Source organism: Acinetobacter yuyunsongii (assembly GCF_041021915.1).
GTDB lineage: Bacteria > Pseudomonadota > Gammaproteobacteria > Pseudomonadales > Moraxellaceae > Acinetobacter.
The window spans coordinates 1,443,613-1,455,764 of the sequence record NZ_CP157435.1 but is presented as its reverse complement, the minus strand read 5'-3'; the positions used below and the strand labels follow the sequence as shown (position 1 = coordinate 1,455,764).

12 protein-coding genes are annotated in these 12,152 nt (G+C 37.8%); 5 read left to right on the top strand and 7 right to left on the bottom strand.

Annotated elements, in window-relative coordinates:
* Positions 1-55: 55 nt before the first annotated feature.
* Positions 56-523 (bottom strand): Cys-tRNA(Pro) deacylase, encoded by a 468-nt coding sequence (gene ybaK / locus ABLB98_RS06965; RefSeq protein WP_087548017.1) that lies wholly within the window; start codon positions 521-523, stop codon positions 56-58.
* A 164-nt stretch (positions 524-687) separates the two neighbouring features.
* Between ybaK and ABLB98_RS06960 the strand changes: the two genes are divergently transcribed.
* From ABLB98_RS06960 to ABLB98_RS06945, 4 genes are all read left to right on the top strand, one after another.
* The gene (locus ABLB98_RS06960; protein WP_087537074.1) at positions 688-993 is read left to right on the top strand and encodes a hypothetical protein; all 306 of its coding nucleotides are present in this window, start codon (positions 688-690) and stop codon (positions 991-993) included.
* A 193-nt stretch (positions 994-1,186) separates the two neighbouring features.
* The gene (locus ABLB98_RS06955) at positions 1,187-2,560 is read left to right on the top strand and encodes an AarF/ABC1/UbiB kinase family protein (RefSeq protein WP_348882949.1); all 1,374 of its coding nucleotides are present in this window, start codon (positions 1,187-1,189) and stop codon (positions 2,558-2,560) included.
* A gap of 236 nt (positions 2,561-2,796) precedes the next feature.
* Positions 2,797-4,083, top strand: a complete 1,287-nt coding sequence (locus tag ABLB98_RS06950; RefSeq protein ID WP_348882994.1) for an acyl-CoA dehydrogenase family protein — start codon at positions 2,797-2,799, stop codon at positions 4,081-4,083.
* 15 nt (positions 4,084-4,098) lie between these two features.
* Entirely contained in the window at positions 4,099-5,298 is a 1,200-nt protein-coding gene (locus ABLB98_RS06945; RefSeq protein WP_348882950.1) for an acyl-CoA dehydrogenase family protein, read from the top strand.
* Positions 5,299-5,367: 69 nt separating this feature from the next.
* On the opposite strand, the gene gorA is transcribed toward ABLB98_RS06945, so the two are convergent.
* The gene (gorA, locus tag ABLB98_RS06940) at positions 5,368-6,720 is read right to left on the bottom strand and encodes a glutathione-disulfide reductase (RefSeq protein ID WP_348882995.1); all 1,353 of its coding nucleotides are present in this window, start codon (positions 6,718-6,720) and stop codon (positions 5,368-5,370) included.
* A 154-nt stretch (positions 6,721-6,874) separates the two neighbouring features.
* Positions 6,875-8,119 carry an alkane 1-monooxygenase gene (locus ABLB98_RS06935; RefSeq protein WP_348882952.1) on the bottom strand — a complete coding sequence of 415 codons (1,245 nt, stop codon included), beginning with the start codon at positions 8,117-8,119 and terminating at the stop codon, positions 6,875-6,877.
* Between the two features lie 188 nt (positions 8,120-8,307).
* Here ABLB98_RS06935 and ABLB98_RS06930 point away from each other — a divergent pair, with 188 nt between their 5' ends.
* Entirely contained in the window at positions 8,308-9,240 is a 933-nt protein-coding gene (locus ABLB98_RS06930; protein WP_050039740.1) for an AraC family transcriptional regulator, read from the top strand.
* Positions 9,241-9,286: 46 nt separating this feature from the next.
* Here the strand turns inward: ABLB98_RS06930 and lpxA are convergent, their stop codons facing one another.
* From lpxA to ABLB98_RS06910, 4 genes are read right to left on the bottom strand one after another with little or no spacing between them, the layout of a single operon-like run.
* Positions 9,287-10,075 (bottom strand): acyl-ACP--UDP-N-acetylglucosamine O-acyltransferase, encoded by a 789-nt coding sequence (gene lpxA / locus ABLB98_RS06925; protein WP_046739600.1) that lies wholly within the window; start codon positions 10,073-10,075, stop codon positions 9,287-9,289.
* On the bottom strand, positions 10,072-10,557 hold the full coding sequence (fabZ, locus tag ABLB98_RS06920; protein WP_348882953.1) for a 3-hydroxyacyl-ACP dehydratase FabZ: 486 nt from the start codon (positions 10,555-10,557) through the stop codon (positions 10,072-10,074). The genes lpxA and fabZ overlap by 4 nt, the downstream gene beginning before the upstream one ends.
* 6 nt (positions 10,558-10,563) lie before the next feature.
* Positions 10,564-11,634 (bottom strand): UDP-3-O-(3-hydroxymyristoyl)glucosamine N-acyltransferase, encoded by a 1,071-nt coding sequence (gene lpxD / locus ABLB98_RS06915; RefSeq protein WP_348882954.1) that lies wholly within the window; start codon positions 11,632-11,634, stop codon positions 10,564-10,566.
* Positions 11,635-11,637: 3 nt separating this feature from the next.
* A complete protein-coding gene (locus ABLB98_RS06910) occupies positions 11,638-12,138 on the bottom strand; it encodes an OmpH family outer membrane protein (protein WP_087537065.1) in 501 nt (166 codons plus the stop codon).
* Positions 12,139-12,152: the final 14 nt, after the last annotated feature.

Here is a 12,152-nt window from a genome sequence, read left to right as displayed (position 1 = left end):
TTTTTATAAATCAAATAAAAAAGGGCTTTTATGTTTTATAGCCCTTTTAAAGATATTAACAATCTAAAATATCTGAAAATGTAGCTTCCAGTAACCTAGCTAGATCAATTGGGTTAAGACCAATGTCCAACCCCCTTTTTCCACCACTGACATAGATCTTATTTAATGATTTCGCTGTTTCATCTATTACAGTTTTGAGTCGTTTTTTCTGCCCTAGAGGACTAATTCCACCTACTAAATAACCAGTTAAACGTTCAGCATCTTTTGGATTGGCCATTTGTAACTTCTTACACCCTACTGCTGATGCAACTTTTTTTAAATTTAATTGATAATTCACTGGCAAAACTGCGATGAAATAATTTTTTTCATTGGTGACCATTAGCGTTTTGAATACTTCATCTACATTTAGATTGAGTTTTTCTGCGGCTTCTAAGCCAAAACTTTTTGCATTTACATCATGTTCATATTCATGAATTGTGAATGCTATTTTATTTTTTTCTAATAACTTACAAGCTGGAGTCATTTTTTTTCAGTTCTTTGCTTTAGTGATTAAAGTAGTATAAGTGTAGCATTTAAAAATTAAGGATTAAATTTACTTAGGCTATTTTTGAGATAAATCTATTCTTGATAAACACTCAATTAACCACATATATTTGCTAATAGTAAACAGAATGAGCTCAAGCACCGATGAGTTATAAGCATAATAATTTGATGGCAATGCGTCACAATTATTGGGATGATGAGTCATCTCCTACTGTGCAAGAAGAGAAAATTTTTCTTCGGAATACTTTGATTGAAGAAGGTATTTTTAAAAATGCGACTTTAGACGACACCAAGTATTTTTTCTTTACGTTACCCAGTATCATTATTGTGAAAGCTCATGCTTTAGGCTTTCATCATAGTCATGTAAAGCGTATGTTGATTGCTCATATTCATACTAATCGTGCTGCTTTAATGAGAAAATCTACTCTAAAAATTCAGTTTAGGATTTAGGACATCTGTATACTAAAGCCAAATTTGAAAGTTAAATTTTACTTAGGCTATTCTGATTTATTGACCTAATTCACAAATTTAGACTGATAATTCAAGAGATTGAACTATTTTAATACGTTCAAAAGCTGTAATATCCGCTACAATTTAAGTCTCGGCTTTCAACCCTCCGATTTCAGCATAGGATTTTTCTTTCATGTCAGATCAGAACGATAAGCTTAAGAACCTAAAAACCTCATCCGTGGATCGCCGCTTATCTATTGCAAAAGCCTCTTTACTTGCTGGAACACGCTGGGCAACTGCAAGTGCGACTTCTATTTTCTCCAGTGAAGAAGAAAAAGAGAAGAAGCGTAAAAAAGCCATGGCTGAACAAGCACAATATTTGGTTTCTGAAATAGGAAAACTAAAAGGATCAATCGTAAAGATTGGTCAAATGATGGCTTTATACGGCGAACATTTTCTACCAGAAGAAATTACACAAGCATTAAATACACTGAACAATCAAACTATCGCACTAGCTTGGCCTGCAATCAAAGCGCATTTACAGGAACAGTTAGGTTCAAAATTAGATGAACTCACGATTGATCATGAACCAATCGGTACAGCCTCACTTGCTCAAGTTCATCGTGCGACACGTAAATCAGATGGTTTAGAACTGGTTCTTAAAATTCAATACCCTGGTGTGGCGGAAGCAATTGATTCTGACATGAATCTATTTAAGAACATGCTTAAACTCACACGTATGGTGCCACAAACTCGTGAATTTGATCAGTGGTTTGATGAAGTTCGTGAAATGATGCATCGAGAAGTCGACTATGACATCGAAGCCGCGACAACTCGCCGCTTTGCTGCACGCCTGAAAGATGATCCTCGTTATATCGTTCCTGAAATTGTCGATGAATTTTGCGCTAAAAAAGTGTTGTGCATGACCTTTGAACGTGGTGTGCCTGTAAATAGCCCTGTCATGCTCTCCCTCCCCCAAGAACGTCGTAACCAATTAGGCGAAGCTTCTTTGGAAATTGCAGTACGTGAGCTGTTTGAATGGGGCGAAATGCAAACCGATCCGAACTTCGGTAATTATCTTGTTCGTTTGGGTAACGGCGATGATGTAAAGGACAAAATCGTTCTCCTCGACTTTGGTGCAATTCGTCAGTTCGATGAGAATTTGCTCACTGTTGCACGTAACCTGATCCATGCTGGTTATAACCATAACAAAGATGAAATGGTTAAAGCGATGACAGGCTACGAGTTCTTTGATGCAATGCCTGAAAGTATCAAACCAGGTATGGCAGATGTGTTCCTTATCGCCACAGAAGCATTTAGCTGTCCAGCTAACAATCCTGACATGCCAGCAGGTGTAATGGATGAGCAAGATCGCTACGATTGGAAAAAAAGCCAACTCCATAGTCGTGTCATGCAACAGGCAGCACAGTCTATGGCATCGCGCTATTTCTCGGTTCCACCAAAAGAATTTATGTTTATTAGCCGTAAGTTTATTGGTGCATATACGTTTATGACCGTGATCGAAGCAAAGACAAATGTACGAAAAATGATTCGTCAGTTTGCATAAGCACTATATCTAAAGTCATTTTGACCAATCTGATTTGTCAGTTTGGTCATTTTTTTTAAAATTTATTTTTCTGATATTTTTTTTATTCATTTAAAAACAATAACATAAAATCTATATACGAATTATTTTACCCTTTATCTTTCTTAATTTAGCACGTCAAACAAGACATAGTTTTTTTGACTAGAGCATGTCAGCATAATTTTACAACCATCCTCTAGGATAAAATCATGTCGAATATGATGAATAAAGCTCAAGGCTTTGGGCTATCTTTGATCACTAAAATCGCAGGAAGCGAAGTATTAGATCAGCTCAAATTAAGAAAATTTGTAGAGAAATCATTATATCAAGGATCAAAAACAGGTTTTAAAGTACTGAATAAAACACAAAAAGCGTTTAAACCACAAGCAATTGATAAGCAACGCCTCCCGAATCAAGTTAATAAAAATTTGTTTGATCTCGGCCTGACTGAAGAACAGCAAATGACGGTTGATGCAATGTCTCAATTCGCTGAAGAAGTTTTATATGCTTTAGCGCATGACGCTGATCATCAAGCTCAATTCCCAGAACAACTTTGGCAGCATTTGGTTGACCTCGGTTTAAATTATTATGCACTTCCTGAAGCATTAGGTGGTGTGGCAGCAGAACAAAATATTGTCAGTAATATACTAATCGCAGAAAGTTTGGCAAAAGGTGATTTCAGTTTAACAGCAGGTCTGCTCAGCACATTTAGCGTTATTAATTCAATTACTCGTTGGGGCTCTACCCAAGTGCAGTCCATGTACCTACCTGTATTTGCAGAAGATACCGACGTTACGGCAACATTTGCATTTCAAGAAGCGACTCCTGCATTTAATCCATATCAGTTAAAAACCAAAGCAACTGAACAAAATGGACAAATGACCATTACAGGTGAAAAGACGTTGGTAATTTTGGGTGATACTGCGGATGTATTCCTTGTCAGTGCTGAGTTCAACGGTCAACCTGATATTTTTGTTGTACAGTCAAATGAAACGATCGCAATCAAAGCTAATCCAGCAATGGGTTTAAAGGCGGCAGAAACAGCAACCTTACAATTCAACCAGACCCCTGCCTTACGTTTAGGCGATACTGATTTTGATTACACTGCATTTATCGACCTTGGAAACTTAATGTGGTGCGCCATGGCGATTGGTACAGGAGAAGCAATCAAAGCTTACTGTATCAAGTATGCCAATGAACGTACCGCCTTTGGTGAACCGATTTCACATCGTCAAAGTGTTGCTTTCATGATTGCGGATATGGCCATTGAAATTGATGCTATGCGTATGTTGGTTTTAAATGCGGCAAGCTTGGCTGAAACGGGTAAACCCTTCCATCGTGAAGCCTATCTGGCACGATTACTTTGTGCCGAAAAATCAATGAAAATCGGTACAGATGGTGTTCAAATCTTAGGAGGTCATGGTTTTACTAAGGAACATCCTGTTGAACGTTGGTATCGTGATCTACGCGCAACCGCTATCTTACATTCTGGCTTACATGCGTAATTTTGGAGAATAATAATGAACTTACAAAATCCGAAAAAATTTAAAATGTTGGTTGATCAGGCGCATGAAACTGCTATCAATGTTTTGCGTCCAATCTCACGCAAATATGATAAAGCTGAACATGCCTATCCAAAAGAACTCGATATGCTCGCTGCCCTATTGGATGGTATGAATGAAAGTGGCGAAGGTGTGGGTGCTGCCAATGCGAGTAAACGAGGGACAGCGAACCCAGATGCCATTGTGAATGGCGGTAACATGTCTGCGGCACTTGGTATTATTGAAATGTGTTATGGTGATACAGGCTTACTGCTCAGTATGCCACGTCAAGGCTTGGGCAACTCTGCGATTGCAGCAGTTGCCAATGATGAACAACTTGAACGTTTCAAAGGAACTTGGGCTGCCATGGCGATTACTGAACCTGGTTGTGGTTCAGACTCAGCAGCTATTCGTACAACAGCAACCAAAGATGGTGATGATTACATCTTAAATGGAGAAAAAATCTTTGTCACTTCTGGTGAACGTGCTGACTCCGTTGTAGTTTGGGCAACCCTAGATAAAAAGCTCGGTCGTGCTGCGATTAAATCTTTCGTTGTACCTAAAGGTACAGTAGGTATGAAAGTTGAACGTCTGGAACATAAACTTGGAGTCAAAGCTTCTGACACAGCGGTGATTGGCTTTACGGACTGTCGTGTACCTGCTGCAAATTTATTGGGAAATCCTGAAATTGATGTTACTAAAGGTTTTGCTGGTGTTATGGAAACTTTTGATAACACTCGTCCACTTGTTGCAGCAATGGCAATTGGTTGTGCCAAAGCTTCATTGGAGCGTATCAAGGAAATTTTCAAAGACCAGTTAGATACTGACTACAAAACACCATATTTACAAACCTCGAATTTGGCTGCTCAAATCTACCGTATGGAAGCTGAGTGGGAAGCTGCTCGCCTACTTATGATTAAAGCCACATGGATGGCTGACAATAAAAAGCCCAACTCTAAAGAAGCTTCGATTGCTAAAGCAAAAGCTGGGCGTGTAGGTAATGAAATTACGCTCAAATGCGTCGAATTAGCCGCAAGCGTGGGCTATGGTGAAGATGAGTTATTAGAAAAATGGGCACGTGACTCAAAAATCCTTGATATTTTTGAAGGTACACAACAGATTCAACAGCTCATTATTGCTCGTCGTGAATTGGGTAAATCTTCGAGTGAATTGAAATAAATACCCATTTTAAACAAAAAATTTAAAAAGGACGTTATTTACGTCCTTTTTATTTCCATATAGCGCGCGCTATCGCATCGTCACAAACTCTTCCGCAGATGTTGGATGAATCGCAACGGTATTATCAAAATCTTTTTTCGTCGCTCCCATTTTTAAAGCAACTGCAAAACCTTGCAGAATCTCATCCATGCCAAAACCGATACCGTGAATACCGACAATTTTTTCATTTTCACCCACACAGACTAGCTTCATTTTGGTCGGCTGACGATGTTGCGTAATGGCGCTATACATCGCAGTAAATGATGAATTATAAACTTTCACAACTTGCTGACCATATTTATCAATCGCTTCTTGCTCAGTTATCCCTACTGTTCCAATCGGAGGATGACTGAAAACAACCGTTGGAATATTATCGTAATCTAAATGCTCATCTGGCTTATGATTGAATAATCGCTCAGACAATTTACGACCTGCTGCAACTGCGACAGGTGTAAGCTCCATTTTCCCTGTGATATCTCCCACCGCATAAATGCCTGTTTGGGATGTATTCTGGAATTTATCGACTTGAATATATCCTCGATCATCGAGCTGTATATTGGCTTTTTCTAAATTCAAACTCGCCGTATTTGGCTCACGGCCTGTTGCCCAAATCAAGCAATCGACAGTATGACTTTCGCCACTTTCTAAATGTAATACGACAGAGCCATCGGCCTTCTTGGTGATTTTTTTAGGAACAGCTTGTGTATGTATAGTAATTCCATCTGTTTGCATCACTTCAACCAAAGTTTCACTTAAGAAAGAGTCAAAACGTCGAACAGGTAGATCTTTACGGATAAATAATCCAACTTGTGAACCTAAAGAATTAAGTACCCCAGCCAATTCAACTGCAATATAACCCGAACCAATCACTGCAACTGTTTTAGGTAAAGCCGTTAGTTCAAAGAAACCATTCGAATCAATGCCATATTCAACACCATCAATATCAGGCAATGATGGCTGTGTCCCCGTTGCAATCAGGATATGATCTGCTGTGAATTTCTCACCGTTGACTTCGATAGTATTTTTATCAATAAAATGAGCTGCACCATGGATTAAATCAATTGTATTTTTGCTTAGGCTATTTTGATAGGACTGATGAATACGTTCTATATAAGATTGACGATTTTTGACCAGTGTCTGCCAATCGAAAGATTCAACTTTACTGTTAAAGCCATAATCAGGACCATATTTTTGAATTGATTCAGCAATATGTGCCGCATACCACATAACTTTTTTAGGCACACAGCCGACATTGACGCAGGTTCCACCAATTTCAGCCTTTTCAATCAAGGCGCATTTCTTCCCATACATCGCAGCACGGTTAACTGATGCAATTCCACCACTACCACCACCAATCGCAATATAATCATAATGTTTTGTCATCATTGCCTCATGCTGTCATTACACAATTATTTTTAAGTACTCTTTATAGATATACAGCAACATGATGCAAAAACTTTTGTTTTTTAAATTTTTAATACAAGAAAAAAGCACTGACTATGAATGATCAATGCTTCTGCTTTGGGAAAGTTTTAAGTTATTCGGCTGCCACGGCTTCAACTGAAGTTTCAACTAAAGATTGATCCAAGACACCAAATTTCTTAAATAGTTTTGCACGACGTTTTGGATAGATATTGGCTTTATTCAAATCACCTTTGTAGTGATCAAATACACGCTTATCCATCATTTTTGACCATAGTGGTGGAATTAATGCTGGTAATAACATTGTTGCATAACCACTAGGTAATTCTGGTGCTTCATCAAAATGGCGCAGTGCTTGGAATGGACGTGTTGGATAAGCATGATGATCTGAATGACGCTGTAATTGATACAAGAATAAGTTGGTCACAATATTGTTATTGTTCCAGCTATGCTCTGGCATCGTACGTTCATATTTACCATTCTTATCTTTTTGACGTTTTAAACCATAATGTTCAATATAATTAATGATTTCAAACAAGCTAATACCGTAAAAAGCTTGAGTCGCTAAGTAAGGAATTACACCTTTACCGAATAATCCGATCATTGAACCATGAAAAGCAGCACTCATTCCCCAGCCTTGCAATAATTCATTTTCAGTTGACCAAAATTTTTTACCTTTACGTTTCAAACGATTAGTTTCAATTTCAATAGCAGATTTGAAAGAACCAATGACTGTACGTGGCCAAAACTCATAGAATGTTTCACCCATCTGGGAAGATGCTGGATCTTCTGGTGTTGCAGCACGTTTATGGTGCCCATAAGGATGCTCTACACGGAAATGGTTATATCCTGTTGGTACAAGAGCAAGATGAGAAAGAATATGGTCTATACGGTCATGCTTATGGCTGAGTTCATGTGCGGTATTAATCGCAATACCATTCACTGCCCCCATTGAAATGCCAAGCAAAACTTTATCAATGAAAGATGTTTCTTTACAGCTTGATAGGTAGCATGCATACACATTCGCCGCATATTGCAACGGGATAAAACTTTTAACCAGGCGAGAATAATATGGGTCTTTCTCTAGCAGTTTAATGTCTTCATCTGTTGGGTTATTTGCATCTTTACCAATAAGAGTATCAATTGTTGGGATCACAATATGTAGAACGATTGGACCACCCAGCGCAAAAATCTTTTTGAATGGACGAGGTGCAAATTGATAACCTGCTAAAATGCCAATTCCAATTGCAGGTAAAGCTGGGCTAATTGCCCATAAATAACGTTTACGATCCAATTCAGTTTTCGATTTTGAAATGCTTACTGGCGTAAGTTCTTGCTCAACATTTACTGGTGCATTCATCATCTTATCCATGTCTTTGTATATATGTATATTTTGATGAATTATGAGTTTCATGACAGTTGCAAGCGTCCAAAAAAGCTATGTCAAAGTCTTTGGCATAATCTTCCATGTTTTTGTCCTAAAAACACATATTGAGTTATTGGGATAGCTCTCTATAATTTACAATGAATACATAATTTAAAAATCATATGGATGCTTTAAGTAAAATATTTGCTGATATTCATTTAAACCATACGGAATATATCTACTTGAAAACTCAAGGAGAATGGAGTTTTACGTGCCAAGATCAAACAGCACTTATCGTATACATTGTTTTAGTTGGTTCAGTTTTCATTCAAATTGATTCACAAAATAGTTTAACTGCTCATGCTGGTGAAATTGTCCTAATTCCTTCTGGAACAGCACATACGGGTGCCGATAACTCCATCACAAAGCTTGTGAATGCAGTCGATATTTCAAAATTGTTTGATGGACACAAAGAAGATGCTATTGAATTCGGTACAGATTCGTCAGAGAAAAATCTTATTTTAAGTGTTCGTTGTCAGATTGACACCATCATGGCGCGCCCTTTTATTCAAGCGTTACCTTCAATCATTCATATTCAACACGGAGAAAATACAGCACCTGAATGGTTACAAATTGGTTTACACTTTTTAGCATTAGAGACACAAAATATTCAGGCTGGCAGAGATATTATTATTGATCATCTTGTAAATATTTTATTGATCAAATGTATCAGAGATCATATTCAACAGATCTCAAATCAACATGGATGGCTAAGCGCTTTAAATCATCCTGAGCTCAGCAATAGCCTTGCTGCAATTCATAACCATCCTGAAGATGCATGGACAGTTGAAACCCTTGCAGAACAATGCTGCATGTCGCGTTCAAAATTTGCAAGTTTATTTCATGAGGTGATCGGAGAATCTCCCTTGGCTTATCTACAACAACATCGTATGCGCTTAGCAAGCCAATATTTACGTAAAAGTAATTACTCCATTCATCTGATTGCAAATAAAGTGGGCTATTCTTCTGAAACAGCCTTTAGCCAAGCATTCAAACGAACTTTTGAAGTATCACCCAAGCAATATCGACAACAATTCATCGAAGCAGAAAATTAGAATATTAAAAAAGACACCTCGGTGTCTTTTTTTATTTTTGTAAATTTTAACGGACAATACCGCGTGTAGACTTTTCGAGTGAATCAATAAACAATTGTGCTTCAGGCGTCTTCGTCAGTATGTCGCTACGAATCTGTTCAATCGCTTGCTCAGTGGTTAAACCAGCCTTATAAATCAGCTTATATGCTTCTCTTAAACCCTGAATCGTGTCTCGAGTCCAACCTTTGCGTCGCATGCCTTCAATATTCATACCATATGCATGTGCAGGATTACCAGATGCCATCACGTAAGCAGGAACGTCCTTAAGAATTAAAGCTGCTCCACCAATCATGCTATATGAATCAATACGACAGAACTGATGAATACCCGCATTACCGCCTACAATAACATGATTGCCGACATGGACATGACCTGCAACGCCTACATTATTGGCAAAAATATTGTGATCACCAATTACACAGTCATGCGCAATATGGGTATTCACCATGAATAAGTTATGACTGCCAATTTTTGTTATTGCGTTATCCTGAACCGTACCTCTATGCAAAGTACAATGTTCACGAATAAAGTTATTATCCCCAATCTCTAGCCATGTCTCTTCACCTTGATACTTTAAATCTTGGCAAATTTCACCGACACTCGAAAACTGAAAAATATCATTATTTTTTCCAATTTTCGTAAAACCGCCAATTACCACATGTGAACGTAATTTAGTCCCAGCATCAATCGTTACATTTGGACCAACAATACAATACGGTCCAATTTGTACATCAGATGCAATTTCTGCAGATGGGTCAATAATTGCGGTTGGGTGAATTAGGTTTTGACTACTCATGTCTGCTCAATTTTTTGGTGGGAAATCATGATCTCGGCTGTTGCAGCGACAATACCGTCGACACTAGCCTTGCAATTGTACTTGTAAATGCCACGTTTTTGCATCACTAGTTCTGATTTTAAGACAAGCTGGTCACCAGCAACAACTTGTTTCTTAAATCTTACTTTTTCTGCGCCAGCAAATAAGAACAATGATCCTTCTTTTGGCTTTTGATTTGTCAATACAAAGCCTAATATTCCTGAGACCTGGGCAAGCGCTTCAATAATCAACACACCCGGCATAATCGGGTATGTCGGGAAATGACCTTGCAAAAACTCTTCATTAATAGAGACATTTTTATAGCCGACAATACTATTCTCAGTTATTTCTGTAACTCTATCAACAAGTAAAAAAGGATAACGATGCGGTAAATATTCACGAATCGTAAGAATATCCATGGGTAATTTAGGCATTGTAAATGCTGGAGATGTAGACTCAGTCATAATAAATTATTTACGTAACTTAAAGGTTGATTCAAGGGACTCTAATTGAGCTTGCATATGATCAAGCCTTTTAGTGATTTGGGTCAATGGCACATCTGCTAATTGTCTTAAGCGAACAATTGTCTTTTTCCAATGACTATTTTCAAATAATCCCATTCCAGAAGAATACGTTCCAGGCTCAGAAATATTTTTTGTGACCATTGACATTGCGGTAAGAGTGACGTTATCGGTAATTTCAAGATGGCCAACAACGCCTGATGCCCCACCCATAATACAGTTTTTGCCAATTTTCGCACTTCCTGCGATTCCACAATTTGCTGCAATCGCAGTGTTCTCTCCAATTTGAACATTGTGAGCAATTTGCACAAGGTTATCAATAATGACGCCATCTGCTAAAATTGTGTCATCTAATGCGCCACGATCAATACTACAATTTGAACCAATACGGACATCATTACCGATTCTTACCGAACCGAGTTGAGCAATACGGTGCCATTTTCCTTGATAAGGTGCAAAACCAAAACCTTCTGATCCAATCACCGTATTCGCATGAATACGAACCCGATCTTTTAACTTTGCACCGCCAGTAATCGTGACATGCGCATCAATGAAACAGTCGTTACCAATTTCAACATCATCATCAATAAAAGCATGTGCTTGGATAATTGTATTATGTCCAATAACACAATGCTCACCAATGACAGCATAGTGTCCTATATAAGCATTATCAGCCACGATCGCAGAAGGATGAATTTGAGCAGTACTTTCGATACCTCTTTGAGAAACTTTCTTCTCAAATAAATGTGTAAGAGTTGCAAAAGCGAGATAAGGATTTTCTACAACGATAAAATTTTGCTTCGATGATAATTGTTGTTTTAATGCAGTTGTCACAATATAAACACCTGCTTCGCTTGCTTCAGCTTGTGCTAAATATTTTTCACCATTTACAAAACAAATGTGATGATTTTGTGCCTGTTCCAAACTAGACAAATTAGAAATTTTAAAATCTTTATCACCAAAAAGCTCACCTTTTACAAGATGAGCTATTTCTTCTAAACGATAAATACGTCTATTCATTGATTATTTCAGTGCGTTAACCTTTTGGATCATTTTATCAGTTAAATCATACTGAGCGTCAGAGGCAATTGTTGAATTTTTATTCAAAATAAGATCTAAATTATTTTCTTTTCTTAATTGCTCAGCGACTTGCTTCACTTTTCCTTCAAATGCAGTGTTCATTGACTGTAATGTAGACTGTACTTTAGTCTGTAAACCCTGTTGAGTTGTATTGAACTCATTTAACTTAGCTTGATACTGCGCAGTCATTTTTTGAATATCTGCTTGATTCATCTTAGGACCATCAGTTTGCGCTTTTTGCTGCATAGTTTCCAATTCTTTGCCTAATTGTTCTAATCGTGTCGATGTTGGTTTAACTGATTGGCCAAGAGCAGCATTTTGTTGTTTAAGATATGTGCTACTTTCAACTACGCGAGCTAGATCAACAACACCTATACCAGCAGCATTCGTCATAGCAGAAACCGTTAAACCTAAGCCTAACATCAACATCGTTAATTTTTTCATTATTTCGTCCTTTT

Bases quoted from the DNA above. Each gene is read 5' to 3' on its own strand.
- ybaK (WP_087548017.1), bottom strand. From the start codon at position 523: ATGACTCCAGCTTGTAAGTTATTAGAAAAAAATAAAATAGCATTCACA.
- ABLB98_RS06910 (WP_087537065.1), bottom strand. From the start codon at position 12,138: ATGAAAAAATTAACGATGTTGATGTTAGGCTTAGGTTTAACGGTTTCT.
- gorA (WP_348882995.1), bottom strand. From the start codon at position 6,720: ATGACAAAACATTATGATTATATTGCGATTGGTGGTGGTAGTGGTGGA.
- ABLB98_RS06930 (WP_050039740.1), top strand. From the start codon at position 8,308: ATGGATGCTTTAAGTAAAATATTTGCTGATATTCATTTAAACCATACG.
- lpxD (WP_348882954.1), bottom strand. From the start codon at position 11,634: ATGAATAGACGTATTTATCGTTTAGAAGAAATAGCTCATCTTGTAAAA.
- ABLB98_RS06935 (WP_348882952.1), bottom strand. From the start codon at position 8,119: ATGAATGCACCAGTAAATGTTGAGCAAGAACTTACGCCAGTAAGCATT.
- ABLB98_RS06945 (WP_348882950.1), top strand. From the start codon at position 4,099: ATGAACTTACAAAATCCGAAAAAATTTAAAATGTTGGTTGATCAGGCG.
- ABLB98_RS06955 (WP_348882949.1), top strand. From the start codon at position 1,187: ATGTCAGATCAGAACGATAAGCTTAAGAACCTAAAAACCTCATCCGTG.
- ABLB98_RS06960 (WP_087537074.1), top strand. From the start codon at position 688: ATGAGTTATAAGCATAATAATTTGATGGCAATGCGTCACAATTATTGG.
- lpxA (WP_046739600.1), bottom strand. From the start codon at position 10,075: ATGAGTAGTCAAAACCTAATTCACCCAACCGCAATTATTGACCCATCT.
- fabZ (WP_348882953.1), bottom strand. From the start codon at position 10,557: ATGACTGAGTCTACATCTCCAGCATTTACAATGCCTAAATTACCCATG.
- ABLB98_RS06950 (WP_348882994.1), top strand. From the start codon at position 2,797: ATGATGAATAAAGCTCAAGGCTTTGGGCTATCTTTGATCACTAAAATC.